The following is a 25,594-nucleotide window of genomic DNA, read 5'->3' as shown; positions in this document are numbered from 1 at the left end:
GGAGATGTCCTAGGGTGCTTTCATGGTCGGTTTGCCGGGATCGCGCAGCGCGATGTAGATCGCGGGGATGACGAGCACGGTGAGCAGGGTGGAGGAGGCGAGGCCGAACAGCAGCGAGATCGCCAGGCCCTGGAAGATCGGATCGAGCAGGATCGTCGCCGCCCCGATCATGGCCGCCAGCGCCGTCAGCAGGATCGGCTTGAAGCGCACGGCACCGGCTTCGAGCACGACGTCGCGCAACGTCTTGCCCTCGTCGCCGCTGTGCCGGATGAAGTCCACCAGCAGGATGGAGTTGCGCACGATGATGCCGGCGAGCGCGATGAAGCCGATCATCGACGTCGCGGTGAACGGCGCGCCAAGCAGCCAATGGCCGAGCAGAATGCCGATCAAGGTCAGCGGGATCGGCGTCAGGATGACGAGCGGCAGCCGGAAGCTCTTGAACTGTGCCACCACCAGCACGTAGATGCCGAGGATGGCGGCGCCGAACGCCGCGCCCATGTCGCGGAAGGTCACATAGGTGATTTCCCATTCGCCGTCCCACAGTAGCGTCGGATGGGACTCGTCCTTCGGCTGGCCATGGAAGCCGATTACCGGCTTCGGCAGGTTGCCCCAGTCATGCGCATCGATGCGGTCGGCGACCGCGAGCATACCGTAGAGCGGCGCCTCGAAACGGCCGGCCAGTTCGGCCATCACCATGTCGGCAAAGCGGCCGTCGCGGCGGAAGATCATCGGCGATCCCTCTTCCATCGTCGCCTTCACGACCTGGCCGAGTTCGACCACGGTCTTGCTGCCGGGCAGCGTGTTGGCGGGCACCGGCGTCGAGGCCAGGGCCTCGCTCCAGCTCTTGGCGCGCTTCGGCAGCTTGACCGCGATCTCGATCGGATTGCGGTCCTCGCCGCGATGCGAGTAGCCGACCGACACGCCGCCGAACAGGGTCTGGATGGTGTCGTAGACGTCGCGCTGCTCGACGCCGAAGAACTCCAGACTGTCCTGGTCGATCGACAGCCGCAGCCGCGGCCGCGGCTGACCGATGGAGTCGTCGATGTCGACGATGAAGGGCACGTCTGCGAACACCTTCTTCAGCTCGGTGGTGACCGCGCGTCTCGTCGCGGCATCCGGGCCGTAGATCTCGGCCAGCAAGGTCGCAAGCACCGGCGGCCCCGGCGGCACTTCGACCACCTTGATGCTGGTGCCGGAGGGCACCGAGACCGCCTTCAGCCGCTGCCGCAGGTCGAGCGCGATGTCGTGGCTGGAACGCTTGCGGTCGCCGCGCGCGGCGAGATTGACCTGGAGCTCGCCGAGCTCCGGCCGTTCGCGCAGGTAATAGTGCCTGACGAGGCCGTTGAAGTTGAACGGCGCCGCCGTGCCGGCATAGCTCTGCACGTTGCTGATCTCCGGCAGCTGATGCGCGATGTCGGCCGCGGCGAACAGCGTCCGCTCGGTGTCTTCCAGGCTCGCGCCTTCCGGCAGATCGACCATCACGGCGATCTCCGACTTGTTGTCGAACGGAAGCAGCTTGACAGTGACGGACTTGGTCGCGAACAGCGTCATCGACAGCAGCGTGGCGATCCCGACGCCGAGCAGGAAGATCCAGGCGGAGCGCTTGCTGGCGACGATCGGACGCGCGACGCTGCGATAGATCCGGCCGAGCCGGCCTTCGCCATGCGCGTCGTGATGCGCTCCGGCCCCCGCGGCGGTGGTTGGCTTCGGCGCGAGGCGCAGCATTAGCCAGGGCGCCACGACCATCGCCACGACAAACGAGAACAGCATCGCAGCCGAGGCGTTGGCCGGAATCGGCGCCATGTACGGGCCCATCAGGCCCGAGACGAACAGCATCGGGAGCAGGGCGGCGACCACGGTGAGAGTAGCGACGATGGTCGGATTGCCGACCTCGGCCACGGCCTCGATGGTCGCCTGCAGACGCGGACGGCCGTCGCGCATGCCCCAATGGCGTGCGATGTTCTCGACCACGACGATGGCGTCGTCGACCAGGATGCCGATCGAAAAGATCAGCGCGAACAGGCTGACGCGGTTGATGGTGTAGCCCATCAAATTGGCCGCGAACATCGTCAGCAGGATCGTGGTCGGGATCACGACGAAGGTGACCACCGCCTCGCGCCAGCCGATCGCGATCGCGATCAGCACGACGATCGAGATCGTCGCGAGGCCGAGATGGAACAGCAGCTCGTTGGCCTTTTCATTGGCCGTTTCGCCATAGTCACGCGTCACCGTGACCGCGACGTCGCTCGGAATGAGGCTCGCCTTGAGCCCGTCCAACCGTTGCGCGATGTCGTGCGACACCACGACCGCATTAGCGCCGGCGCGCTTGGCAAGCGCGAGACTCACCGCGGGCACGCGATGCCAGTCGCCCTTGTCGTTGCGCGCGTCGTCCCAGACGCGGTGCTCGGCGAGGTTGGGGCCGATGACGACGGTCGCAACATCGCGCACATAGACCGGGCGTCCGTCGCGGGTCGAGATCAGCAGGAGGCCGATATCGGGGACGCCTGTCAGGGTCTGGCCCGCAGTGACGTTGCGGACGATGCCGCCGTCGCGGACGTCGCCCGCCAGGAAGGAGCGGTTGGCATCCTTCACCTTGGCGACGAGCTGCTGCAAGGTCACGCCGAACAGCGACAGCTTCTCCGGGCTTGGCTCGACGCGGATCTGCTGGGCGCCGCCCCCGGAAATGTAGGTCAGTCCGATATTGTCGACCTTCGTCAGTTCCGCGCGCAGCTTGTCGGCGAGCTCATAGAGGTCCTTGTCGGACCAGCGCTCGGCGGCCTCCGGCTTCGGCGACAGGGTCAGCACGGTGACCGCGACGTCGTTGATCCCACGTCCGACGATCAGTGGCTCAGAAATTCCGACCGGGATGCGGTCCAGATTGGCGCGGATCTTCTCATGGACGCGCAGGATCGCATCCTCGAACTTGGTGCCGACCAGGAAGCGCGCGGTGACCATGACGCGGTCATCTTCGGTCTGGCTGTAGACGTGCTCGACGCCGTCGATCGCCTTGACGATCGTCTCCAGCGGCTTGGTCACGAGCTCGACACCATCAGGCGCGCGCAGGCCGTCGGCGTTGACGCGGATGTCGACCATGGGGACGCTGATCTGCGGCTCCTCCTCGCGCGGGATCACGACCACGGCGATGAGGCCGACGACGAGGGAAGCGAGCAGGAACAGCGGCGTCAGCGGCGAGGCGATGGTCGCCTGGGTCAGCTTGCCCGAGAGTCCAAGTTTCACGGCTGCACCAATTGGTCGCCGGCGCGCAGGCCGGACAGGATTTCAAGGCCATCGGGGAGATCGGCGCTGGGCAGCGCGCGGCCGCGCTGCACCGGGACGCTCACCTGCTGCGCGCCCTGCTGCAGCTTCACGTAGTCGATGCCGAAGCGGGTGGTGACGTAGCGCGAGGGAATGACATAGGCGTCGCGCTGGCCGCCGGAGATCCAGACCCGCAGCCGGTCGCCGACGTAGTACTGGCCGAGGCCTGGGACGATGGCGTCGGCGACGACGCGGCCTTCCTCGATCTGCGGATAGACGAGGTCGATCACGCCAAACTTGTCGCCGCTGTCGCCGAACTCGGCGCCATCGATGCGGATCTTGTCGCCGGCTTTCAAGAATAGCGCATGGCGCTCGGGCACGCGCAGCCGCAGCTTGAAGTTCTGCTGCGCCACGGTGACCACAGGGTCGCCGGGAAGCACCACGGATCCGACGACGACGAGCTTCTTCAGCACGCGGCCGTCGTCGGGCGCCAGCACCTGGCCTTCGCTCATCTGCTGATTGACCACGGCGCGCTCGGCCGTCTTCGCCCGCAGGCCGTTCTCGGCGACGTTCAGCGCAGTGCGCGTCTCGTCGAGCTTGACCCGGGGCAGGGTGCCGCGCTCGACGAGGCCCTCGGTGCGGGTGAAGTCGATCTGCGCCTGGTTGGCTTGCGCCTGCAACGCCTCGATCTGGGCGTCGAGCGACTTGAGTTGCAGCGCGAGCTTCTCGTCGCCGATCAGAGCGATCGGCTGGCCGCGCTTGACGGGATCGCCCTCGCGCACGGACAGCTGAGCAACGGTGCCGCCGATGCGGCCGCGCGCGGGGACGACGCTGACGCTTTCCACGGTCGCGAACACCGCCTTCTCGTCGGCCACCTGGCGCGGAGCCACCGTGAGCGTCTCGGCATTGGCTGCTACCGACTGCCAGCTCATCATAGCGATCAAGCTCAGGAGCGATAATCTGCGCATTGGCTTCATCCTGTTCTCTTTTGAATCAATTCGAGTGGTCGAGCCAAACGGGCAGTCCATCCATCCCACTGGGCGGCGGGTTCCCACTTGATGCTGCTCAACTCGTAGGCGTTCGACGGTCATAGTCTCGACCCGGGTTCCGGCGGCGGCGTCGCGCAATAGACCTGATAGAGCGTCTTCAGCACCTCGCGCGCCGGCTCGCTGCTGATCGAGTAGTAGATCGTCTGTCCGTCGCGCCGGGCAGTGACCAGGCCGTCCTTGCGCAGCAGTGCGAGGTGCTGGGAGACGGTCGAGTCGCGCAGGCCCAGGGACGCAGCCAACTCGCCGACCGAGCGCTCACCGTCGACCAGCTGGCAGATGATCAGGAGCCGGTGGCGGTTCGACAGCGCCTTCAGGAGATCGCTGGCTTTGTCAGCGGCCACTTCCATGATGTCAGCATCAAATTTCATAGTTGCGTATATACGGATATACAAATATATAGTCAAGGCCGGCCCGGAAGGTCGGGGCTGAGCAAAACAAGAACGAAGCAAGGCGATGGAGGACCCAATGGCGGACGTTGTCGTGATCGGAGCGGGGCTGAGCGGCTCCCTGATGGCCTATGAATTGCTGCCCCAGATGCGAAAGGAGGATCGCGTGACCGTCATCTCGCAAGGGTCCTCGTATCATTTCGTGCCGTCCAACCCCTGGGTGGCCGTGGGTTGGCGCAAGCGCGACGACATCGAGATCGATCTCGTCGACGTCATGCAGCGCAAGGGCATCCGGCTGCTGACGCAGGGCGCCAAGCGGGTGCATCCGGACGACAGCCAGGTCGAGCTGACCGACGGCACCATGGTTCCTTACGACTATCTCGTCGTCGCCACCGGTCCCGAACTCGCCTTCGACGAGATCCCGGGGCTCGGCCCGGACGGCCATACCCAGTCGGTCTGTCATGTGGATCACGCGGCGCATGCCAAGGCGGCCTTCGACAAGCTCGCCGAGAAGCCGGGTCCGGTGATCGTCGGCGCGGTGCAGGGCGCGTCGTGCTTCGGGCCGGCCTACGAATTCCTCTTCATCCTCGAGACCGAGCTGCGCCGCCGCAAGATGCGCGACCAGGTGCCGATGACCTTCGTCACCTCCGAGCCCTATATCGGCCACCTCGGACTCGACGGCGTCGGGGACACCAAGGGGCTGCTGGAAAGCGAGATGCGCGAAAAGCACATCAAGTGGATCACGAGCGCGCGCGTCACCAAGGTCGAGGACGGGCGGATGGTCGTGGAGGAGGTGGCCGACGACGGCTCGGTGCGCAAGACGCACGAGCTGCCGTTCGCCTATTCGATGATGCTGCCGGCGTTTCGCGGCGTCGGCGCGGTGAGGGGCATCGACAAGCTGACCAACCCGCGCGGCTTCGTCATCGTCGACAAGCATCAGCGCAATCCGGCTTTTCCCAACGTGTTCGCCATCGGCGTGTGCGTCGCGATCCCGCCGATCGGGCCGACGCCGGTGCCGGTCGGCGTGCCCAAGACCGGCTTCATGATCGAGTCGATGGTCACGGCCACCGCGCTGAACATCGGCGCGCTGCTGCGTGGCGAGGCGCCGAAGTCGCAGCCGACCTGGAATGCGATCTGCCTCGCCGATTTCGGCGATTCCGGCGTCGCCTTCCTGGCGCAGCCGCAGATCCCGCCGCGCAATGTCAACTGGTCGTCGAAGGGGGAGTGGGTGCATTACGCCAAGGTCGCCTTCGAGAAGTATTTCCTGCGCAAGATGAGACGCGGCACGCCTGAGCCGTTCTACGAGAAGTTCCTGCTCGACCGGCTCAACATTGGAAAGATCAAGGAAGTCAGGACGGGCACATGAGCGAGAGCTTTCAACTGGTGTGCGGCCAGTGCGGGCAGATCAATCGCCTCCCGGCGGGCCGCGCGCCGGGCCAGGGCAAATGCGGCAAATGCCACGCGCCGCTGTTTTCCGGCCATCCGATCGAGGTCGACCAGGCCGCCTTCGCCCGCCACCTCGCGAATAGCGACCTGCCGTTGCTGGTCGATGTCTGGGCGCCCTGGTGCGGCCCATGCCGGGCGATGGCGCCGATGTTCGCGCGCGCAGCTCAAGAGCTCGAGCCGCGCGTGCAGCTTCTCAAGCTGAACTCCGACGAGGCGCCGGAGGTCTCGGCGAAGTTCGGCATCTCCGGAATCCCGACCCTGCTGCTGCTGCACAAGGGCCGGGAGCTGCAGCGGATCTCGGGTGCGATGGACTCGCAACGAATCGTTGCCTGGACGCTGTCCGGCCTGCGGCAATGATGCCGCGGTGCCGGCTTGATTACGCTCAAATGCAACCATGAGGGACTATGCCATGAACGTCGACAAAGCAGTTCTCACCTTCGCAGGGTTCGTGGTCCTGCTCGGCCTCGCGCTCGGCTGGTATGTCAATCCGTACTGGTTCCTGCTCACGGCTTTCGCCGGCGTGAACATGATCCAGGCTTCGTTCACCGGCTTCTGCCCGGCGGCGATCGTGTTCAAGAAGCTTGGGCTGCGTAGCGGCAACGCATTCTCCTGAACGGCCAAGAAGGTGGGGCGAGATGACGATGAAGCGAGGGCATCATGGCTGACTCGGACGAAACCTATATTGTCGGGCCGCTCTACAAGGCGCGCGACAAGGTCTATCCGGCTGCCGTGCGCGGCCGCTTCCGCCGCATCAAGTGGACGATCCTCTGCATCACGCTCGGCATCTACTATCTGCTGCCGTTCGTGCGCTGGGATCGCGGGCCCGGCATGCCGAACCAGGCGGTGCTGGTCGATTTCCCGCATCGCCGCTTCTACTTCTTCTTCATCGAGCTGTGGCCGCAGGAGGTGTATTATTTCACCGGCCTGCTGATCATTGCAGCCGTCGCCCTGTTCCTGATGAACGCGGTCGCGGGCCGGCTGTGGTGCGGTTATCTCTGTCCGCAGACGGTGTGGACCGACCTGTTCTACGCCGTCGAGCGCTGGGTGGAGGGCGACCGGCGCGAGCGCATGCTGAGCGACAAGAAGGGCTGGACCTTCACCCATATCCGCCAGGTCGCGACCAAGCACTTCCTCTGGATCATGATCGGCTGGTGGACCGGCGGCGCCTGGGTGCTGTATTTCGACGACGCGCCGACCCTGGTGAAGGACCTCGCCACCTTCCAGGCGCCCTTCACCGCATATCTCTGGATCGGCATCCTGACGGCCACGACCTACATGTTCGCTGGCCACGCGCGCGAGCAGGTCTGCATCTACATGTGCCCGTGGCCGCGCATCCAGGCGGCGCTGACCGACGAATGGGCGCTCAACGTCACCTACAAGGGCGACCGCGGCGAGCCGCGGATGTCGGTGAAGAAGGCGGAGGCGGCGCGGCTGCAGGGCGCCCCGGCCGGCGACTGCGTCGACTGCCATCAATGCGTCAATGTCTGCCCGACCGGCGTCGACATCCGCAACGGCATCCAGCTCGGCTGCATCCAGTGCAGCCTGTGCATCGACGCCTGCGACAGCGTGATGACGCAGATCGGTCGTCCGACGGGACTGATCGGCTATGATACCGACATCAATGTTCAGCGCCGCAGGGAAGGCAAGCCGGAGATCTACCGGATCATCCGGCCGCGTACGATCATCTATGCGAGCTTCATCGCGATCGTCGGCGGCATCATGCTCTATACGCTGGCGACGCGCGGCACCATGGGCATCAACGTGCTGCATGAGCGCAACCCGCTGTTCGTTCAGCTCTCGGATGGCGGTGTGCGCAACGACTACACAGTTCGCCTCTTGAACAAGCGCGGCGCGCGCGACTTCGTGCTCGACGTCGTCGGCCTGCCCAATGCCAAGGTGACGGTGGCCGGTGAGACGCGCGAGGCCGATGGCCGCATGATGATCGATGTCGGTCAGGACCAGACCCGCGAGATCCGCATGTCGATCGAAGCCAAGGGGGCCGACCTGCCGCCGGCGCCGGTCGATATCGAGATCAGGATCACGGATCCCGCGACCGGCACGGCGGTGAGCAAGCACGATCACTTCGTGCCGGCAACGCGATAGAAAGCGATGCTCGGTTCGCCCCGTTCGGGCCTCATGGTTCGAGACGCGCCGCGGTCCGCGATCTGTCCTCGCATCGGCGCGATCGGCGCGGCGCTCCTCACCATGAGGGTCTAGCACCGAGGGCGACGCTGCACGCCGACTAAGAGGGTTTGCCTGGAGAGAGAGAGCTTAGCTCCAGGAGCTCAGGTTGCACGTTAAGGGAACAGATTTCGCGCCTCACCCTGAGAGGATGAGAAAGAATTCGAATTTTGCAGTTTTCGGACGAGCTAAGTCGTTGATTTGACTCATGTCGAAAATTGCCGAAATCGAAAGATTCACACCCTCTGAGGAGGCCGCCAGCGGCGGCCGTCTCGAAGGGCGAGGCCCAGCTGTTGCCCCACAACTCACAGCTCGACGTGTGCCAAGCCTGTTTGGGACGTTCACGAAATCAAACAGCCCTTCAAGAGCGATCGCACAAACCAGACATCATGAAGCGTTCCCGCGGCGCCGAGGCGTCCGAGTTGCTCCAGTCGTTCCGCCCTGCGAAGAAGAGGGCGCGGGGAATGCCGGGCGCTGGCCGCACCCATGGCCCGCCTGCAAGAAAAAAGCAGGCGGCAGTCACCACAGGTTCAGCCGAGACAGCCCGGCATTCCCCGCGCGATGGTCTTCACGCTTATAACGCGATCTCCCCGGTGTCCGGCTTGTTAGCCACCGTCGCTCTCCGGATCATCATGACCAGAGAGCTTGGCGCCAGCTTCGGGGCGCCAGGACCACGCGTCTTTACGTCCGCCATCAGCCGTTCGTCCGCGCGCACTGAAGCACGCTGCAGCATGATCGCGGCCACCGCATCCCACCTCGCGTGTCGTGACGATCGCGATGCGCCCCTCTTGCCGAGGCGGGACGGCGATATTCAATCGCAGTTTCTGTAAAAACGAAAGTTGAAAATGGCGAGGGCAGCATGTGGCGGTGGCCAGGATGTTGATCCTGCTGGCGAAGAATTTTCCTGCTGCGACGGCCGCCAGAGGCTGCCGCAGCGCTGATCGACCTGCATCTTCCGGCCGAGTCGCCCGTCGGGCCAAAATGACCGTGGTCTCCTCGGGGCGCGCGACAGAGGGCCGTCGTTCTAGCCTCCAGCCCTAGACGCCGGGTGCGGTGTGTGAGTTGCGCTCCTGAAGGAGGCGGGGAAGCGCTACCCGCGCGCCGTCCATGAACAGCAGGATCGCGTCGCGAACGGTCTGCTCGAGATCAGGCGGCACCGGCGTCTCGTAGATGAATTTCCGGATCGCGAGATAGAAGATGCGGCCATGCAGGCCCCAGAACATTTCAGTCTCGCGGCTTTCGAGCGGGCAGGTCGCGGCATCCGGCAGCTTCAATTCGTGGCGCAGCTCGATCGCGGCCGGCTCGATGATCTCCTGGCGGACGAGATCGAGGTAGCGTCCAGTAATGCCGAACGACTTCATGCCCGAGAACACGAAGATCCGCACCCAATTGTACTCGAACACGCGCGCGACGTAGTCGAGATAGAAGCTCGTCAGGCGCGTCTGCAGCGGCTGGCTGCGGTCGCGGATCAGCGGGCCCCAGTCCTGCGACCAGCGGCTGAGATAGACCTCCTGATAGACCCGCTCGATCAGCGCTTCCTTGGAAGGAAAGTGCCGGTAGATCACCGAATGCGCGATACCCATGCGCTTGGCGAGCTCCCGGGTCTGGCCTTCGAAGCCACGCTCGGCGAAGAAGCGGATCGCTTCATCGACGATCAGCCGCTCGCGGTCGGCCGCCCGCATGTTGCGGCGCCGGGGCTGCGGCAAGTTGTCCGGTTTGGACGCGCGTGCGGCGCGGTTTGCCGTCTTGGTCGCGTTGGCTGTCTTTGGGGGCTTGGCCATGATCTGATTGGGTTGCCGCAATGCGCATGTGATAGCCGAAAGCAGTTTTGTGACCAATCGTTCGTTTCTGGTTGACCGCGGCGGCAACCTCGTGCACTGTTTTGAGACCAGATGGTCACAAATCTGGCAGTCCGGGCTGATGAGCCCTGGAGACGAGGAAACGGATGAAAGCGCGGGCTTTCAGCTATTTTCGTGCACGCACGATCGACGAGGCGCTCGACGCTGCTGCGCGCAGCGGCGATGAGGCGCGCTTCATCGCCGGCGGACAAAGCCTCGTTCCAGCCCTGGCGCTGCGTCTGCAGGCGCCGCGCCTGCTGATCGACATCAACCACATCGACGATCTCTGCGGCGTGAGGCGCGAGGGCGAGTGGCTGCGCATCGGCGCGCTGACGCGGCATTGCCAGATGCTGACCGAGCCGCTGATCGGTGAATTCGCGCCGCTGCTGCGGGCCGCCGCGCCATATGTCGCGCATCCCGCCATCCGCAATCGCGGCACGCTGGGCGGCAGCGTTGCGCTCGCTGATCCCGCCTCGGAATTTCCAGCGGTCGTCCTGGCGCTCGGCGCCGAGATGGAGATCGCCGGTCCTGCCGGCCGGCGGCGTGTCGGGGCCGATGAGTTCTTCATCGATCTGTTCGAGACGGCGCTCGCGCCCGGCGAGCTGCTGGTTGCGGTTCATGTGCCGTTGTTGCGCGCCAATCAGCGCATTGCGTTCGACGAGCTGGCGCGTCGCCGCGGGGATTACGCGCTTGTCGGCTGTGGCATGATCGCGACGGTCGAACAGGATCTGATCGCGGATATCCGGATCGCCTTGTTCTCCGTCGGCAATGTGCCGACGCGCGCGAAATCCGCGGAGGCCGCGCTCGCAGGAACTCGCCTCGACGCCGACCGCATCTCTGCGGCCCAGGCGGCGCTGGGTGGTGATCTCGCGCCTGACGACAGCGACGACGTGCCCGCCGCGATGCGTCTGCATCTGGCGCGGGTGCTGCTCGGCCGTTTGCTTGGTCGCCTCAGGGAGGCAGCATGAGCAGCAGGGCGGTCGATCTCGACGACGCTGACGAAGCCGTGCGCGTTCGCATGGTTGTCAACGGCCGCAAGACGACGTGCGATGTCGCGCCGCGCGACACGCTGGTCGACTGTCTTCGCAATCAGCTCGAGCTGACCGGCACTCATGCCGGCTGCGAGATGGGCGCCTGCGGCGCCTGCCTGGTCCAGCTCGACGGCCGCGCCGTCCATGCCTGCCTGATGTTCGCCGTGCAGGCGGATGGCGCGCGGATCGACACGATCGAAGGCCTCGCGGAAAGCGGCGTGATTGCCGACCTGCAAGCCGAGTTTCACCGGCGCAACGCCCTGCAATGCGGCTTCTGCACCCCGGGCATGCTGATGACCGCGCATGAATTGTTGACCCACCACGCGACGCCGGATCGAGAGATCATCCGCGATGCGCTCTCGGGCAATTTCTGCCGTTGCACCGGCTACGAGGCGATCGTCGACGCCATCGAAGCGGTGGCCGATGCACGCGCGACCAAGGCGTCGCAGCCTGGGGAGGGCTCGTCGCCATGAGTGCGCCGCTGACCTCGCTGGATCGTCCGAATTCCTATATCGGCCGCGCGGTGCCACGGCCGAACGCCAAGCGGCTGCTCGCAGGACGCGGGCGTTATGTCACCGACATCCGCCTGCCGCGCATGCTGCATGCGGCGTTCCTGCGCAGTCCTCATGCGCATGCGCGGATCATCAGGATCGACGCCGAGGCGGCGCGCACGCTCGCCGGCGTGCATCTGGTCGCGACCGGTCCCGACCTCGCCAAGATCTGCACGCCGTGGACCGGGACGCTCGACCATTTCAAGGGCATGACCTCCGAGCCGCAATGGCCGCTGCCGCTGGAGCGCGTGGTCTGGGCCGGCCAGGCGGTCGTCGCCGTCGTCGCCGAGAGCAGGGCGCTCGCCGAGGATGCGCTGGAGCTGATCTCGGTCGACTATGAGGAGCTGCCCGCGGTGGTCGATCTCGGTGCCGCGCGTCAGCCGGGTGCCGAGCGGGTCAATCCTGCCGCGAGCTCCAATATCTGCTTCCGCACCCAGCTCGATAGCGGCGGTGTCGATGACGCCTTTGGCTCGGCCGCGCATGTGATCGAGGAGACGTTCAGCTTCGGCCGGCATACGCCGGTCACGCTGGAGCCGCGCGCGATCATTGCGGACTACGAGTCCGACAGCGGCATGCTCACGGTGCACCACGCCACGCAGACGCCGTATCAGTTCCAGGATCTCTATTCCCGCCATTACGGCATCCCGGAAGCGCGCGTGCGCGTGATCGCGCCAGATATCGGCGGCTCCTTCGGCATGAAGCTGCATGTCTATCACGAGGACATGGCGGTGGTCGGGCTGTCGATGCTGCTCGGGCGCCCGGTGAAATATGTCGCCGATCGCATCGAGTCCTTTGCCTCCGATATCCACGCGCGTGATCACCAGGTGCGGGCGCGCATGGCGGTGGATGCCGCGGGCAAGATCCTCGCCATGGATGTCCACGACGCCACCGCGATCGGCGCCTTCTCGACCTATCCGCGCACCAGCGTGGTCGAGGGCAACCAGGTCATCCGCCTGATCGGCGCGCCCTATGACTTCAAGTCGTATCGTGCGGCGCTGGAGGTCGTGTTCCAGAACAAGGTACAGACCAGCCAGTATCGCGCCGTCGGCCACCCCATCGCCTGCGCGGTCACCGAGCGGATGGTGGATCTGGCGGCTGAACGCGTCGGCCTCGATCCGCTGGCGATCCGCGCGACAAACGTGATCGCCGATGATGCCTACCCGACGGCATCGCCCACTGGCTACAGGTTCGAGGCGCTGTCGCATCAGGCGTGCCTGGCGCGGCTGCGCGAGATCATGGACTATGATCGCTTGCGCGCCGAGCAGGCTGAGCTGCGCCGGCGCGGCATTCATCGCGGCATCGGCATTGCGACCTTCGTCGAGATCACCAATCCGAGCCCGGCGTTCTATGGCGTCGGCGGCGCGCGGATCTCCTCGCAGGACGGCGCGACGCTCAGCCTGACGCCATCCGGCGAGGTGCGTTGCGCGATCTCCGTGACCGAGCAGGGGCAGGGCACCGAGGCGATCATCAGCCAGATCGTTGCCGATCAGCTCGGCCTCGCCCAGGAGCACGTCAAGATCTTGACCGGCGACACCGAGGTGACGCCGCATGGCGGCGCGACCTGGGCCTGCCGCGGCGCCGGCATCGGCGGCGAGACCGCGCTGCAGGCCGCGCGGCAGCTCAAGGCCAACATTCTGGAGATCGCCGGACTGATCCTGCAGGAGCAGCCGTCGGCGCTCGACATCGTCGACGGGCAGGTCGTGAGCAAGGCGACGCAGCAGCCGCGCCTCGTGGTCGCCGAGATCGCGCGGATCGCCTATTTCCGTTCCGACACGCTGCCGCCGGGCACCCAGGCGCAACTGACCGTCAGCCATCACTTCGCCCCGCAGGGCTATCCCTTCGCCTTCACCAACGGCATCCAGGGCTGCTATCTCGAGGTCGATGTCGACACCGGCTTCGTCAAGCTGCTGAAGCACTACGTCGTCGAGGATTGCGGCCGCATCATCAACCCGATGCTGGTGGACGAGCAGCTGCGCGGCGGCGTCGTGCAGGGGCTGGGAGCTGCGCTGTTCGAGGAATGCCGCTACGGTGACACCGGCCAGTTGCTCAACGGCTCCCTCGCCGACTATCTCGTGCCGATGGCGATGGAAATGCCTGATATCGTCATCGACCATGTGGAGACGGCGACGTCTGATACCATTCTCGGCGCGAAGGGCTGCGGCGAGGCCGGCACGGCGGCGGCGTCGGCCTGCGTGCTCAATGCCGTCAATGACGCGCTGACGCCGTTCGGCGCGTCCATCAATGCCATTCCGATCACGCCCGCGCGCGTGCTCAAGGCGCTCAACCGCTACTAAGAAAACGAGATGAGGGAGGACATCATGCCAGTCTACGAGAGCAAGTCGCGACCAGCAGGAATTTCCCGCCGCACCGCTGTCATGGGCCTCTCGGCGGGCATCGCCGCGCTCGCAATGCCGCGGCTGGGGCGCGCCGCCGATGACACCATCCGCATCGGCTTCCCGACGCCGCTGACCGGCCCGTTCGCGGCCGAGGCGCGCGACCAAGTCAAGTGCGCCGAGCTCGCGGTCAAGCTGGTCAATGACAAGGGCGGCATCGCCGGCCGCAAGGTCGAGTTGCTGGTGCGCGACGACAAGCTCAATGCGGGCGAGGCGGCAACGCGGACGCTGGAGCTGATCGAGAAGGACAAGGTGCATGCCGTCGTCGGCGCGCTCTCCAGCGCCGTGCAGTTGGCGGTGAACGAGGTGACTCGCGCGCGCGGCGTGATCTACGTCTCGATCAGCCAGTCCGACACCATCAACGAGGCCAAGGATTTCAGCAAATACACCTTCCACGAGGCGCTGAATCCGCACATGACCACGGCGGCCGTGGCGCGGCAGACGATCAAGAAGGGCATGAAGGTCGCCCATCTCGTCGCCGACTATGCCTATGGCCATGAGATGCTGCGCGGCTTCAAGCGCGCCCAGGCTTCGATCGGCGCCGAGAGCGTCGGTGAGATCCTGCATCCGTTCGGCGCCGCCGATTATTCGACGTTCATGCCGCGCCTGATGTCGATGCGTCCGGACGTGCTGTGCATCAGCAATTTCGGCCGCGACCAGGCCAACGCGATCAAGCAGGCGGTCGATTTCGGGATCAAGCAGCAGATGAAGATCGTGGTGCCCGTGCTTCTGCACAATCAGCGTCTCGCGGTCGGTCCCGACGTGTTCGAGGGCGTCGTCGGCGGCGCCAATTATTATTGGGGTCTCGAAAGCCAGAACAAGACGGCGGCCGAGTTCAACAAGGCGTTCCGCGCGGCCAATGGCGGTGCGATCCCGACAGACTACGGCGCTTACGGCTATTCCGGCGTCGGCTCGCTGCTGCAGGCGATGCAGGCGGCCGGAGGCACCGAGACCGACAAGGTCGTCGCGGCGCTGGAGGGTCTGCAATATGACCTGACCAAGGGCCCGCAGCACTATCGCAAATGCGACCATCAGTCGGTGCAGTCGGTGCTGGTGCTGGAATCGAAGAAGAAGTCGGCGATGGCTGGCGAGAACGACCTGTTCGCGATCGTGGCCAATGACCCCGGCGCCGACGAGATGCTGCGGAGCTGCAGCGAGCTCGGTCACGCGACCTGATCCCGCCGGCATGGACCTCTCGCTGATCATCATGCAGCTGTTTTCCGGCATCGCCCTCGGGGCGGTGCTGGTGATCACGGCGCTCGGCCTCACCATCGTGTTCGGCATGCTCGGCGTGGTCAATTTCGCCCATGGCGCGCTGTTCATGATCGGCGCCTATGCCGGGCTGTACCTGGCATCGCTGACCGGCAGCTTCTGGTGGGGGCTGTTGCTCGCTCCCATTCTGGTCGGCGTGTTCGGCATGCTGATCGAGTTCGTCCTCGTCCGTCGCCTGTATGGGCGGTCGATCGATGATCCCCTGCTGCTCACCTTCGGCCTCAGCTACATCCTGGTCGAGGGCGTGCGCATCGTGTTCGGCAGCGACGGCATTCCGTTTCCGACGCCGTCGCAGCTGATCGGCGTCGTCGATCTCGGTGTTGGCTTCTTTCCCAAATATCGTCTGTTCGTGATCGCGCTGGTGGCGATCGTGCTGCTGGTGCTCTGGCTGATGCTGGAGAGGACCCGCGTCGGCCTGATCGTCCGCGCCGGTGCGCGCGATCCCCAGATCATGCGCGTGCTCGGCGTCGATATCGGCAAGGTGTGGCTGGCGATCTTCGGCCTCGGCGTCGGGCTTGCCGCACTTGGCGGCGTGCTGGCGGGGCCGATGCGAAGCGTGAACCCCGAGATGGGAACGCTGGTGCTGGCGGAGGCCTTCGTCGTCACCGTGATCGGCGGTCTCGGCTCGATCATCGGCGCCGTCGTCGCCGGGCTGATGGTCGGCATCTGCATCAGCATGGTGGCGCTGTTCGCGCCTGAGATGGCGACGATCGTGATGTTCGCGCTGATGGCCGCCGTGCTGCTGGTCCGGCCGCAGGGCCTGTTCGGCCTGAAGGGGAGGGCGTGATGACGGTGGAGTCGACCGGCGAGGCCCCTTCGCTGTCCCAGAGCCGGCGCCTGTTCGCGGTCCTGTCCGATCACCGCGTGCTGGTCTCGCTCGCAGCGCTCGCTTTGCTGCCCTGGCTGCTGCCGTCGAAGGCGCTCGCCGTCAACGTCCTGATCTACGGCGTCGTGGTGATGGGCTACAATCTCCTGTTCGGCTACACCGGGCTGCTGTCGTTCGGCCACGCCGCCTTCTTCGGCACCGGCGCGTATCTGACCGGCATCGCCATCGGCCGCTTTGGATTGCCGTGGTTTGCCGCCGTGCCGCTCGCGATCATGGCGAGCACCGCGCTCGCTGCGCTGATCGGAACGATCTCCACGCGCACCCGCGGCATCTACTTCTCGATGGTCACGCTCGCGCTGGCGCAGCTCGTCTATTACGTCGCGTTGCAGGCCTCGTCCTTCACCGGCGGCGAGAACGGCCTGCGCGGCTTCATCGTCGACCGCATCAACCTGCTCGGCTGGCAGGTCAACTTCCTCGACCCGGTCAACAAATATTACGTCCTGATGGTGTTCGCGGCGCTGGCGCTCTGGGTGCAGTCGCGCATCCTCAACTCGCCGTTCGGCGCCGTCATCGAGGCGATCCGGGAGAACGAGCAGCGGGCGCGGGCCTGCGGCTACGATGTCGAGCGCTGCAAGCTGATCGTGTTCATGCTGTCGGGTGCGATCTCGGCGATCGGCGGCTGCATGTCGGCGCTGCATCTGTCGATCGTCCCGCTGGATATTCTGCATTACCAGACCTCCGGCATGATCGTGATGATGGTGCTGCTCGGCGGCGCCCGCAGCTTCTTCGGTCCGTTCATCGGGGCGGCGACCTTCCTGATCCTGGAGGATGTCGTGTCGCTGTGGACGCCGCATTGGCAGATCGTGGTCGGCGCCATCTTCGTCGTGTTCGTGCTGTTCCTGCCGAAGGGCATCTGGGGCACGCTGCTCGATGTCCTGCCGTTTGCGAGGGAGCGGCGATGAGTACCGCGCTGCTACAGGCCGAGGGCATCGGCCGCCGCTTCGGCGGCTTCACCGCGCTGGAGGGCATCTCGGTGTCGTTCGCCAAGGGCGAGCTGACCTCGATCATCGGGCCGAACGGCGCCGGCAAGAGCACGTTCTTCAATATCCTCTCCGGCACGCTGTCGCCGAGCATGGGCACGTTGAGGTTCAAGGGGCGCGAGCTGAACGGATTGCCGCAGCACCGCTTCGTGCACCAGGGCATCTCGCGCTCCTACCAGATCACCAACATCTTTCCGGACCTGTCGGTGCACGAGAACGTCCGGGTCGCTGCACAGGCGATGCACGTGAGCTACGACATCTGGCGCAGGCGGGCTGACCTCGTCGAGCTGAGCGGGCGCGCCGATGCGGCGCTGACGGCGGTGGGCCTGATCGGCAAGCGAGCCGAGCAGGCGAAGTACCTCGCGCATGGCCAGCAGCGCGCGCTGGAGATCGCGATCGCGCTGGTGTCCGAGCCGGAGCTGTTGCTGCTCGACGAGCCGACCGCCGGCATGGGGCCGGAAGAGACCAAGGAGATGGTGGCGCTGCTCGAGCGGCTGGCCGAGAAGCGCACGGTTCTGCTGGTCGAGCACAAGATGAAGATGGTGCTCGGCCTGAGCCAGCGCGTGATCGTGCTGCATCACGGCCGGCTGCTCGCCGACGGCAAGCCCGAGGACATCCGCAGCAATCCGGATGTGCGCCGGGTCTATCTGGGACAGAGTGAAGGCTATGGCTGAGACCGCATTGCTCGAGCTCGATCGTGTCCAGGCCTGGTACGGCGCCAGCCACGTCCTGCACGGCATCTCACTGCGCGTGAACGAGGGCGAGGTGGTCGCGCTGGTCGGCCGCAACGGCGCCGGCAAGACCACGACCTTGCGCACGGTGATGGGGCTGATGCCAAGGGCCGAGGGCCGCGTGCGCTTCGCCGGCCAGGACCTGCTGCCGCTTGCTGCTCATCGGCGCTTCCATCTCGGCCTCGCTTACGTGCCGGAGGAGCGGCGCATCGTGCCCGGGCTGTCGGTGCGCGAAAATCTGCGGCTCGGCCTCGTTGCTGCGAAAGCCGACATCGACGAACGCGCGGCGATCGCCGAAATCTCCGAGACCTTTCCGCGCCTGCGCGAGCGGCTCGACCAGGAGGGCGTCACGCTGTCCGGCGGCGAGCAGCAGATGCTGGCGATCGCGCGCGCCCTGATCGCGCGGCCGCGCATGGTGCTGCTCGACGAGCCCTCCGAAGGCATCATGCCGGTGCTGGTCGAGGAGATGGGCGTGCTGTTCCGTCGGCTGCGTGACCAGGGCAAGACCCTGCTGCTTGTCGAGCAGAACGTCGAATGGGCGCTGCGGCTGGCCGATCGTGCCGTCATCATCGACCAGGGCGAGGTCGTGCATGAGAGCAGTGCGGCCGCGCTGCTCGCCGACAAGGACATTCAGGACCGTTACTGCGCGGTGTGAGCTATCGCTCCTCTGGCGCGGGCAGTTGCGGCAGCCGGGCGAGGCTGACGCCGGCGGCCTGATGCCGGAACATGCGCTCCACCAGCTCCGCGGCCTGCTTCGCAGCGTCCGCGGGCGCGAGTCCGCCGTTCCGGACGTTGGAGATGCAGTTGCGCTCGGAATCGACGCGGCCGCGGCGGGGCATCCAGGTGAGATAGAGCCCGAGGGAATCCGCGGCGCTGAGGCCCGGGCGCTCGCCGATCAGGATGATCGAGGCCGATGCGCCGAACAGCTCGCCGACGTGATCGGCGAGCGCGACGCGGCCTTGCGACGCCACGATCACCGGCGACAGCCGCCGGCCGGCCCCCGCGAGCAGCGGCATCAGCGCATCGAGCACGGGCAGGGCGTTGACCTGCACCGCGCGGCTGCTCAGGCCGTCGGCCACCACCAGCACGATATCGGCCGGCGCGCGCGGCTCCGACAGCAGCGCCTCAGACTCGGGGGAGAGCAGGCGGCCTTCGTCGGGGCGCTGCAGATAGGTGGCGCGATCCGGGGCGCGGCTGTGCACGGCGAGCGCCGGCCAGCCGCGCGCGCCGATGTCAGTTGCCAACTGCTCCGCATCGAACGGCTTGAGCACGGCATCGCGCGCCTCGGCATGCGCGGCCTGGAAGGCGAGATGCGCCGATGTCGGCAGGCCGGGACCGCAGCGCCCGAGCGCGATGCGCGCTTCGGTGTAGCGCGACAGCCAGGTCCAGTCATCGGCCGACGAGGTTGCGAGCATCTTGTCATCTGCGCCGCTCATCGCTCGGCCTCCAGCAACGGCAGCGCCGGCATCAGCCGCGCCGGTTCGAAGCGCAGCTCGCCCTGTGCGTCACTGATGCCGGTGGCCGCCAGCCATGCCTCGAACTCCGGCGCGGCGCGCTTGCCCAGCACCTTGCGGACATACAGTGCATCATGGAACGACGTGCTCTGATAGTTCAGCATGATGTCGTCGGCGCCGGGCACGCCCATGATGTAGGTGCAGCCGGCGACGCCCAGCAGCGTCAGCAGCGCGTCCATGTCGTCCTGGTCGGCCTCGGCGTGGTTGGTGTAGCAGACGTCGCAGCCCATCGGCAGTCCCAGCAGCTTGCCGCAGAAATGATCCTCTAGCCCCGCGCGCAGGATCTGCTTGCCGTCGTAGAGATATTCGGGGCCGATGAAGCCGACGACGGTGTTGACCAGCAGCGGCCGGTAGCGCCCCGCGACAGCGTAGCAGCGGGCTTCAAGGGTCTGCTGATCGACGCCGCAATGGCCCGATGATGACAGCTCGCTGCCTTGGCCGGTTTCGAAATACATCACATTGCCACCGACGGGGCAGCGCTGCAGGCTTTGCGCGGCGGCGTAGGCTTCATCGAGCAGCGAAAGCGTGATGCCGAAGCCGCGATTGGCTTCCTCGGTGCCGGCGAGCGACTGGAACACCAGGTCGACCGGCGCGCGGCGCTCGATGGCCTTCAGCGCCGTCGTGACATGCGCGAGCACGCAGGACTGGATCGGCGCGTTCGACGCGAGCCGCAGCGTCTCGATCATGTCGAGCAGCCGCATCATGGTCTCGACATCGTCGCTGGCGGGATTGATGCCGATCGTGGCGTCGCCGACGCCATACATCAGCCCGTCCAGGATGGAGGCCGCGACGCCCTTGGGATCGTCGAGCGGATGATTGGGCTGCAGCCGTGTCGACATCCGCCCGGGCAGGCCGATGGTGCAGCGGAAGCGGGTCACGACCTCGCATTTGGCTGAGACCGTGACGAGATCCTGCAGCCGCATGATCTTGCTGACGGCGGCGACCATCTCCGGCGTCAGCCCGCGCGACACCGCCGCAAGCGTCGTCGCGTCGGTCGCATCCGACAGCAGCCATTCGCGCAAGCCGCCGACCGTCAGGCTCGCGATGGCAGCGAAGGCGGCGTTGTCATGCTGGTCGACGATCAACCGCGTGACCTCGTCGCTCTCATAGGGAACGACGGCCTCGTTGAGGAAGTGGCGCAAGGGCAGATCGGCGAGTGCCATGCGAGCCGCCACGCGCTCGGCCGCATCCTGCGCAGCGAGCCCGGCGAGCACGTCGCCTGATCGTAACGGGGTTGCCTTCGCGAGCAGTGTTCGGAGGTCGTCGAAACGATAAGTCGTGCTGCCCAGCGTGTGTGAAAAGCCCATCTGTCTCCGCCCTGTGTCCTCACGCCGTCAGGTCAATATCAGCGGCAAATGTCGTCGTCGCAAACCACGTGCCCGCCATCCACCTGCAAACGGCGTGCGCGGGAAGAGAGAGCGCCTGCCCAACGGGAGGTGCCTTTAACGTGGGCAATTGCTGATTTGCACGACATATGCGCAATCAGCGTAGACGTGGTTCCACAAATTTGCAAATAATCACTCAAATCCACAGACGATCGGGCGGGAATGCGCCCGCCGCAGCACATGAGGGGCACGACGATGTTGCAGTTGTTGAAGGGCGTCTCCGCGAGTCTTGCTCTGCTCATGCTCGGCGCAGTTGCGCAGGCTGGTACGGTGACGGTCTATACGGCTCTCGAAGAGGACGAGATCGCCGACTATGTGAAGGCGGCCAAGACAGCGCTGCCCGATGTCGACCTCAAGGTGCTCCGGCTCTCCACCGGCGATCTCGGCGCCCGCATCATCGCCGAGGCGGGCAATCCGCAGCATGACGTGATCTGGGGCTGGGCGGTCACCAACATGCTCGATCCGCGCATCACCGCGCTGCTCGAACCCTATGAGGTCAAGGGCGCCGACAAGCTGCCGGCCTCCGCCAAGGGTGCTGATGCGAGCTGGTTCGCCGCGACCGGTTATGTCACCGCGTTCTGCGTCAACACCGAGGTGCTCAAGGCGAAGAACCTGCCGATGCCGACCTCGTGGAAGGATCTCACCAACCCCGTCTACAAGGGCGAGGTGGTGCTGCCGAACCCGGTCTCGTCCGGCACCGGCTACATGCAGGTCGCCGGCATCCTGCAGTCACAGGGGGAGGAGAAGGGCTGGCAGTTCCTGAAAGCCCTCGACGGCAACGTCGCCCAATACATCAAGTCCGGCTCGCGGCCGTGCAAGGCGGCGCGCGGCGGCGAGTTCGCGATCGGCGGCTCGCTGGCGTTCGCCGCGATCAAGTCGATCGAGGAGGGTTTTCCGATCAAGATGGTGATCCCGACCGACGGCGCAGGTTATGAGCTCGAGGCCTCCGGGCTGATGAAGGCCGCCAAGAACAAGGCCGACGCCAAGCGCTTCCTCGACTGGACCTTGTCGCCGGAAGCCGCCGCGCTCTACACCAGCTACAAGGAGCTCGTCACCATCTCGGGCACGCCGCCGTCGAAGGCCGCGCAGGCCGCGGGCTTTCCTGCAGATGTCGCCAAGGCGGTGTATCCGATCGACTTCGCCCGCTCCGCCAAAGAGCGCGACGGCATCCTGAAGACCTGGCAGACCAGCATCGGCCGCTGAGCGGAGCGGATCATGACGCTCGAGCTCGACCGGCTGCACAAGACGTTCGACGATTTCACAGCCCTCGACCGCATCTCGCTGAAGGTCGAGGGTAGCGAGTTCGTCTGCCTGCTCGGGCCGAGCGGCTGCGGCAAGACCACCTTGCTGCGGATCATCGCCGGGCTGCTGACGCAGGACTCGGGCCGGCTGCTGCTCGACGGAAAGGACCTCAGCGCGGTGCCGGCGCGCGAGCGCGGCTTCGGCATCGTGTTCCAGTCCTACTCGTTGTTTCCCAACATGACGGTGGCCGAGAACATCGGCTACGGCATGCGTATCCGCAAAGTCGAGCGTAGCAGGATCGCCGCGCGCGTGGCCGAACTGCTGGAGCTGATCAAGCTGCCGCATCTGGCCGACCGGTTGCCTTATCAGTTGTCCGGCGGCCAGCAGCAGCGCGTCGCGCTTGCGCGCGCGGTGGCGGTCGATCCGCGGCTGATCCTGCTCGATGAGCCTCTTTCTGCGCTCGACGCCAAGGTGCGCGCCGATCTGCGCGTCGAAATCCGCGAGCTGCAGCGCCGGCTCGGCATCCCCACCATCATGGTCACGCACGACCAGGAGGAGGCGATGATGCTGTCCGACCGGATCGTCTGCATGAATGGCGGCCGTATCGAGCAGGTCGGCACTCCGCAGGAGCTTTATCTGCGTCCGGCGACGAAGTTCGTCGCTGACTTCATGGGCAGCAGCAACCTGCTGCCGACCGACTGGGTGCGTGACGCGCTGCCGGCATTGCTGGCCTCTCGCCCCGACGGCGCCGATGCTGATTTCCTCGCCTGCCTTCGTCCCGAGCAGGTGCGGCTTCAGCCCCTTGCGTCCGGCGAGGCGAGGGTGGTCGACATCAGCTTCCTCGGCAACATCAGCCGCACCCGCGTGGCTTGGAAGGGCCGCGAGCTGCTGGTGCAGACCAGCGCGATCGACGGAGTCGCGCCCGGAGCCGCTGTGGCCGTCTCCGCCGATGTCTCCGGCTGCGGCTGGGTGCGCGCGTGAGCATTGCCGCGGTCGAGGTCGCCGAGCGCACCGGCTTCCGTCTGCGGCGCACCGGCAATGACCGGCCGCTGATCGCTGTCGCCATCGCGCTGCCATGTGTTGCGCTGCTCATCTTCTTCCTCTTCCCGCTGGCGATGATGCTGTGGCGCAGCCTCGTCGCCGACGACGGCAGCATCGGCTTTGCCAACTATCTCGCACTTCTGCGCACGCCCGGCATCGTCAAGGCCACTTTGAACAGCCTGATGCTCGGGCTCGCCACGACCGCCGTCTGCCTCATCCTCGGCTTCGTGCTCGCCTACACGATGACCCGGACCCGCGTGCCCGGCGCGCGCCTCATCTCCGCGGTGCTGGCGCTGCCGATGCTGGCGCCGTCGCTGGTGCTCGGGCTCGGGCTGATCTTCCTGCTCGGGCGCAACGGCCTGATCAGCGGCATGCTCGGCAAGCGCATCGATATCTACGGCTTCCCGGGCCTGCTGATCGCCGACGTGCTCTACGCCCTTCCGCAGGCGGTGCTGATCCTGAAAGCTGCGCTCGCCCATGCCGATGCGCGCTACTACGACGCCGCCGAGGTGATGGGGGCGGGGCGGTGGCGGCAGTTTTTCGACATCACCCTGCCGAACGTGAAGTTCGGCCTGCTGAGCGCGGGCTTCGTCGTCTTCACGGTCACCATCACCGATTTCGGCAATGCCGCCGTCATCGGCGGCGACTATGCGGTGCTGGCGACCGAGATCTACAACCAGGTCACGGGACAGATGAAGTTCGGCATCGGTGCCGTCGTCGGTCTGCTCCTGCTCGCGCCGACGGGGCTCGCCGTCTACATCGAGCGCGTGGCCGCGCAGCGCCAGTTCGGCGGTGGATCCGAGGGCGCCGTGCCGCCGCAGACGAGCTTCGTACCGGCGCGGGACGTGACGCTCGCGATCGTCAGCGGCCTTGCGACGCTCTCCGTGCTCGCCGTCATCGGTGTCGTGATCTATGCAAGCTTCATGCGGCTGTGGCCCTACCGGCTGACCTTCACGCTGAAGCACTACGACATCACCTTGAGCGGCGGCTACGCGCCGCTGTGGACCTCGCTGCTGGTCTCGGTGATCGCCGCCGGCCTCGGCACGTTGTTGCTGTTCGCTTTGGTCTATGGCATCCGCCGACTGCCGTCATGGCCTGCCAAGATCGTTTATCTCGTTGCGGTCATGCCGGTCGGCGTGCCCGGCCTCGTGCTCGGCCTGTCCTACATCTTCGCCTTCAACATCGCGGGATCGCCGCTCTCGGTGCTGTACGGCTCGACCTTGCTGCTCGCTCTCTGCAACTTCTATCACTACCACACCCAGGGCTTTCTCACGATGGTGACCGGCATGCGCGCGGTGCCGCCGGCGCTGGAGGAAGCCGCGACCTGCCTCGGCAGCGGCGCTGCGCAAGTGCTCGCCAATGTCATCATTCCCGTGATGTCGCCCATCTTGGTCTCGGTGTTCTTCTTCCTGTTCATGCGATCGATGGTGACGTTGTCGGCCGTCATCTTCCTGGTCACGCCATCACTCGGCATGGCCGCCGTCTCGGTGATGCGGCTCGACGAGGCCGGCTTCGTCTCGCAGGCCGCGGCATTCTCGACCTGCATCATGGCGGTGGTCTGCGCGTCGGCACTTGTCACGCAGCTGGCGCTGAGATGGCTGGCGCGCGGCGGGCGCCGATGATGCTGCAGGAAGACCGCCACCAGCGCATCCGCGCACTGCTTGCCACCGTCGGCCGCGCGACGACGGACCGCATCGCCACCGACCTCGGCGTCTCCCGCGAAACCGTGCGCCGCGACGTGCTGGCGCTGGAGGCGCGCGGCGAGCTGCGCCGCGTCCATGGCGGCGTCGCCGCGATCGCGCCGGAGGCCGAGCCGCCGATCACGGTGCGCGCCCGCGTGCGTCTCGCCGAGAAGACGCGCATCGCGCAGGCTGCGGCGCGCATGGTCAGTCCCGGCCAGACGCTGTTCCTCGACGTCGGCTCGACGGTCTCGATCCTCGCCCGCGAGCTTGCGACGTTGTCGGGTCTTACGATCGTCACCAACTCGTTCGAGGTCGCGACCATTATCGGCGGAGCTCCCGGTGAGCGCAGCAACCGCGTCATCGTGCTCGGCGGCGAACTCGGCAGCACCTTGCCGGCGACTTTCGGTTCGACCACCGTGGCGGAGATCCAGCGCTGGCAGGCCGATGTCGCGCTGCTGTCGCCGGTCGGCGTCGATCACCGCTACGGCGCGACCAGCTTCGACATCGAGGAGGCGAACGTCGCACGCGCAATGACGGCCGCCGCCAAGCGCGTGGTGATTCTCGCCGACCACAGCAAGATCGGCCAGACCAGTCGCGTTGCCTATTGCGCGCCGGACCGCATCGACAGTCTGGTCACAGATGCGCGCGCCGCCGACCAGCCCGCGCTCGGCGCGTTGCGCGGCGTCGTCGGCGAGGTCGTGATCGCCTGAGGTCGGTTGCGCTTCGCGGGC

General features: G+C 66.1%; 22 protein-coding genes. 16 read left to right on the top strand and 6 right to left on the bottom strand.

Going from position 1 to position 25,594, the window contains the following annotated elements; genetic code table 11:
• Positions 1 to 9 precede the first annotated feature (9 nt).
• The 3 genes from BRAD285_RS19495 to BRAD285_RS19485 all read right to left on the bottom strand — a co-directional run bounded on the left by BRAD285_RS19495 (position 10) and on the right by BRAD285_RS19485 (position 4,651).
• The gene (locus tag BRAD285_RS19495; RefSeq protein WP_006609043.1) at positions 10 to 3,237 is read right to left on the bottom strand and encodes an efflux RND transporter permease subunit; all 3,228 of its coding nucleotides are present in this window, start codon (positions 3,235 to 3,237) and stop codon (positions 10 to 12) included.
• Positions 3,234 to 4,223, bottom strand: coding sequence for an efflux RND transporter periplasmic adaptor subunit (locus BRAD285_RS19490; protein ID WP_035644236.1), 990 nt, complete (start codon positions 4,221 to 4,223; stop codon positions 3,234 to 3,236). Before BRAD285_RS19490 ends, BRAD285_RS19495 begins: the two co-directional genes overlap by 4 nt.
• A 119-nt stretch (positions 4,224 to 4,342) precedes the next feature.
• A complete protein-coding gene (locus BRAD285_RS19485; RefSeq protein ID WP_006609041.1) occupies positions 4,343 to 4,651 on the bottom strand; it encodes a helix-turn-helix transcriptional regulator in 309 nt (102 codons plus the stop codon).
• A 118-nt stretch (positions 4,652 to 4,769) separates the two neighbouring features.
• On the opposite strand from BRAD285_RS19485, the gene BRAD285_RS19480 reads away from it, so the two are divergent.
• The 4 genes from BRAD285_RS19480 to ccoG are packed head-to-tail and all read left to right on the top strand — an operon-like array spanning position 4,770 to position 8,239.
• Complete coding sequence (locus BRAD285_RS19480) at positions 4,770 to 6,056, top strand: NAD(P)/FAD-dependent oxidoreductase (protein WP_035644230.1); 1,287 nt, start codon at positions 4,770 to 4,772, stop codon at positions 6,054 to 6,056.
• Entirely contained in the window at positions 6,053 to 6,493 is a 441-nt protein-coding gene (trxC, locus tag BRAD285_RS19475) for a thioredoxin TrxC (RefSeq protein WP_006609039.1), read from the top strand. The genes BRAD285_RS19480 and trxC overlap by 4 nt, the downstream gene beginning before the upstream one ends.
• Before the next feature lie 52 nt (positions 6,494 to 6,545).
• Entirely contained in the window at positions 6,546 to 6,749 is a 204-nt protein-coding gene (locus BRAD285_RS19470; RefSeq protein WP_035644227.1) for a DUF2892 domain-containing protein, read from the top strand.
• A gap of 44 nt (positions 6,750 to 6,793) precedes the next feature.
• Entirely contained in the window at positions 6,794 to 8,239 is a 1,446-nt protein-coding gene (gene ccoG, locus BRAD285_RS19465) for a cytochrome c oxidase accessory protein CcoG (RefSeq protein ID WP_006609037.1), read from the top strand.
• Between the two features lie 1,115 nt (positions 8,240 to 9,354).
• On the opposite strand, the gene BRAD285_RS19455 is transcribed toward ccoG, so the two are convergent.
• Positions 9,355 to 9,999: a TetR/AcrR family transcriptional regulator gene (locus BRAD285_RS19455; protein ID WP_006609036.1), complete on the bottom strand. Its 645-nt coding sequence runs from the start codon at positions 9,997 to 9,999 to the stop codon at positions 9,355 to 9,357.
• A 263-nt stretch (positions 10,000 to 10,262) separates the two neighbouring features.
• Between BRAD285_RS19455 and BRAD285_RS19450 the strand changes: the two genes are divergently transcribed.
• The 8 genes from BRAD285_RS19450 to BRAD285_RS19415 are packed head-to-tail and all read left to right on the top strand — an operon-like array spanning position 10,263 to position 18,654.
• Positions 10,263 to 11,123: a xanthine dehydrogenase family protein subunit M gene (locus BRAD285_RS19450; RefSeq protein ID WP_006609035.1), complete on the top strand. Its 861-nt coding sequence runs from the start codon at positions 10,263 to 10,265 to the stop codon at positions 11,121 to 11,123.
• Positions 11,120 to 11,659: a (2Fe-2S)-binding protein gene (locus tag BRAD285_RS19445; RefSeq protein ID WP_006609034.1), complete on the top strand. Its 540-nt coding sequence runs from the start codon at positions 11,120 to 11,122 to the stop codon at positions 11,657 to 11,659. Before BRAD285_RS19450 ends, BRAD285_RS19445 begins: the two co-directional genes overlap by 4 nt.
• Positions 11,656 to 14,031 carry a xanthine dehydrogenase family protein molybdopterin-binding subunit gene (locus BRAD285_RS19440; protein WP_006609033.1) on the top strand — a complete coding sequence of 792 codons (2,376 nt, stop codon included), beginning with the start codon at positions 11,656 to 11,658 and terminating at the stop codon, positions 14,029 to 14,031. Before BRAD285_RS19445 ends, BRAD285_RS19440 begins: the two co-directional genes overlap by 4 nt.
• Positions 14,032 to 14,055: 24 nt before the next feature.
• Entirely contained in the window at positions 14,056 to 15,306 is a 1,251-nt protein-coding gene (locus BRAD285_RS19435) for an ABC transporter substrate-binding protein (RefSeq protein WP_006609032.1), read from the top strand.
• A gap of 10 nt (positions 15,307 to 15,316) precedes the next feature.
• Positions 15,317 to 16,189, top strand: a complete 873-nt coding sequence (locus tag BRAD285_RS19430) for a branched-chain amino acid ABC transporter permease (protein ID WP_006609031.1) — start codon at positions 15,317 to 15,319, stop codon at positions 16,187 to 16,189.
• Positions 16,189 to 17,190: a branched-chain amino acid ABC transporter permease gene (locus BRAD285_RS19425; RefSeq protein ID WP_006609030.1), complete on the top strand. Its 1,002-nt coding sequence runs from the start codon at positions 16,189 to 16,191 to the stop codon at positions 17,188 to 17,190. The genes BRAD285_RS19430 and BRAD285_RS19425 overlap by 1 nt, the downstream gene beginning before the upstream one ends.
• The gene (locus tag BRAD285_RS19420; RefSeq protein ID WP_006609029.1) at positions 17,187 to 17,942 is read left to right on the top strand and encodes an ABC transporter ATP-binding protein; all 756 of its coding nucleotides are present in this window, start codon (positions 17,187 to 17,189) and stop codon (positions 17,940 to 17,942) included. The genes BRAD285_RS19425 and BRAD285_RS19420 overlap by 4 nt, the downstream gene beginning before the upstream one ends.
• The gene (locus BRAD285_RS19415) at positions 17,935 to 18,654 is read left to right on the top strand and encodes an ABC transporter ATP-binding protein (protein ID WP_083846308.1); all 720 of its coding nucleotides are present in this window, start codon (positions 17,935 to 17,937) and stop codon (positions 18,652 to 18,654) included. Before BRAD285_RS19420 ends, BRAD285_RS19415 begins: the two co-directional genes overlap by 8 nt.
• A 1-nt stretch (position 18,655) precedes the next feature.
• Here BRAD285_RS19415 and eutC read toward each other — a convergent pair whose 3' ends face one another.
• Both eutC and BRAD285_RS19405 read right to left on the bottom strand, forming a co-directional pair.
• Positions 18,656 to 19,435 carry an ethanolamine ammonia-lyase subunit EutC gene (gene eutC, locus BRAD285_RS19410; RefSeq protein WP_006609027.1) on the bottom strand — a complete coding sequence of 260 codons (780 nt, stop codon included), beginning with the start codon at positions 19,433 to 19,435 and terminating at the stop codon, positions 18,656 to 18,658.
• Positions 19,432 to 20,820 carry an ethanolamine ammonia-lyase subunit EutB gene (locus tag BRAD285_RS19405; RefSeq protein ID WP_006609026.1) on the bottom strand — a complete coding sequence of 463 codons (1,389 nt, stop codon included), beginning with the start codon at positions 20,818 to 20,820 and terminating at the stop codon, positions 19,432 to 19,434. Before BRAD285_RS19405 ends, eutC begins: the two co-directional genes overlap by 4 nt.
• 273 nt (positions 20,821 to 21,093) lie before the next feature.
• Between BRAD285_RS19405 and BRAD285_RS19400 the strand changes: the two genes are divergently transcribed.
• The 4 genes from BRAD285_RS19400 to BRAD285_RS19385 are packed head-to-tail and all read left to right on the top strand — an operon-like array spanning position 21,094 to position 25,573.
• A complete protein-coding gene (locus BRAD285_RS19400) occupies positions 21,094 to 22,101 on the top strand; it encodes an ABC transporter substrate-binding protein (protein WP_035644278.1) in 1,008 nt (335 codons plus the stop codon).
• A gap of 12 nt (positions 22,102 to 22,113) precedes the next feature.
• Positions 22,114 to 23,121, top strand: a complete 1,008-nt coding sequence (locus tag BRAD285_RS19395; protein WP_006609024.1) for an ABC transporter ATP-binding protein — start codon at positions 22,114 to 22,116, stop codon at positions 23,119 to 23,121.
• On the top strand, positions 23,118 to 24,803 hold the full coding sequence (locus tag BRAD285_RS19390; RefSeq protein WP_006609023.1) for an ABC transporter permease subunit: 1,686 nt from the start codon (positions 23,118 to 23,120) through the stop codon (positions 24,801 to 24,803). Before BRAD285_RS19395 ends, BRAD285_RS19390 begins: the two co-directional genes overlap by 4 nt.
• The gene (locus BRAD285_RS19385) at positions 24,800 to 25,573 is read left to right on the top strand and encodes a DeoR/GlpR family DNA-binding transcription regulator (protein ID WP_244421999.1); all 774 of its coding nucleotides are present in this window, start codon (positions 24,800 to 24,802) and stop codon (positions 25,571 to 25,573) included. Before BRAD285_RS19390 ends, BRAD285_RS19385 begins: the two co-directional genes overlap by 4 nt.
• Positions 25,574 to 25,594: the final 21 nt, after the last annotated feature.

Source organism: Bradyrhizobium sp. ORS 285 (assembly GCF_900176205.1).
Taxonomy (GTDB): domain Bacteria; phylum Pseudomonadota; class Alphaproteobacteria; order Rhizobiales; family Xanthobacteraceae; genus Bradyrhizobium.
The sequence above is the reverse complement of the archived record's forward strand: the minus strand, read 5'-3'. Positions and strand labels throughout refer to the sequence as shown.

Coding starts and splice junctions, on each gene's coding strand:
- BRAD285_RS19490 (WP_035644236.1), bottom strand. CDS start 4,223: ATGCGCAGATTATCGCTCCTGAGCTTGATCGCTATGATGAGCTGGCAG.
- BRAD285_RS19485 (WP_006609041.1), bottom strand. CDS start 4,651: ATGGAAGTGGCCGCTGACAAAGCCAGCGATCTCCTGAAGGCGCTGTCG.
- BRAD285_RS19480 (WP_035644230.1), top strand. CDS start 4,770: ATGGCGGACGTTGTCGTGATCGGAGCGGGGCTGAGCGGCTCCCTGATG.
- trxC (WP_006609039.1), top strand. CDS start 6,053: ATGAGCGAGAGCTTTCAACTGGTGTGCGGCCAGTGCGGGCAGATCAAT.
- BRAD285_RS19470 (WP_035644227.1), top strand. CDS start 6,546: ATGAACGTCGACAAAGCAGTTCTCACCTTCGCAGGGTTCGTGGTCCTG.
- ccoG (WP_006609037.1), top strand. CDS start 6,794: ATGGCTGACTCGGACGAAACCTATATTGTCGGGCCGCTCTACAAGGCG.
- BRAD285_RS19455 (WP_006609036.1), bottom strand. CDS start 9,999: ATGCGGGCGGCCGACCGCGAGCGGCTGATCGTCGATGAAGCGATCCGC.
- BRAD285_RS19450 (WP_006609035.1), top strand. CDS start 10,263: ATGAAAGCGCGGGCTTTCAGCTATTTTCGTGCACGCACGATCGACGAG.
- BRAD285_RS19445 (WP_006609034.1), top strand. CDS start 11,120: ATGAGCAGCAGGGCGGTCGATCTCGACGACGCTGACGAAGCCGTGCGC.
- BRAD285_RS19440 (WP_006609033.1), top strand. CDS start 11,656: ATGAGTGCGCCGCTGACCTCGCTGGATCGTCCGAATTCCTATATCGGC.
- BRAD285_RS19435 (WP_006609032.1), top strand. CDS start 14,056: ATGCCAGTCTACGAGAGCAAGTCGCGACCAGCAGGAATTTCCCGCCGC.
- BRAD285_RS19430 (WP_006609031.1), top strand. CDS start 15,317: ATGGACCTCTCGCTGATCATCATGCAGCTGTTTTCCGGCATCGCCCTC.
- BRAD285_RS19425 (WP_006609030.1), top strand. CDS start 16,189: ATGACGGTGGAGTCGACCGGCGAGGCCCCTTCGCTGTCCCAGAGCCGG.
- BRAD285_RS19420 (WP_006609029.1), top strand. CDS start 17,187: ATGAGTACCGCGCTGCTACAGGCCGAGGGCATCGGCCGCCGCTTCGGC.
- BRAD285_RS19415 (WP_083846308.1), top strand. CDS start 17,935: ATGGCTGAGACCGCATTGCTCGAGCTCGATCGTGTCCAGGCCTGGTAC.
- eutC (WP_006609027.1), bottom strand. CDS start 19,435: ATGAGCGGCGCAGATGACAAGATGCTCGCAACCTCGTCGGCCGATGAC.
- BRAD285_RS19405 (WP_006609026.1), bottom strand. CDS start 20,820: ATGGGCTTTTCACACACGCTGGGCAGCACGACTTATCGTTTCGACGAC.
- BRAD285_RS19400 (WP_035644278.1), top strand. CDS start 21,094: ATGTTGCAGTTGTTGAAGGGCGTCTCCGCGAGTCTTGCTCTGCTCATG.
- BRAD285_RS19395 (WP_006609024.1), top strand. CDS start 22,114: ATGACGCTCGAGCTCGACCGGCTGCACAAGACGTTCGACGATTTCACA.
- BRAD285_RS19385 (WP_244421999.1), top strand. CDS start 24,800: ATGATGCTGCAGGAAGACCGCCACCAGCGCATCCGCGCACTGCTTGCC.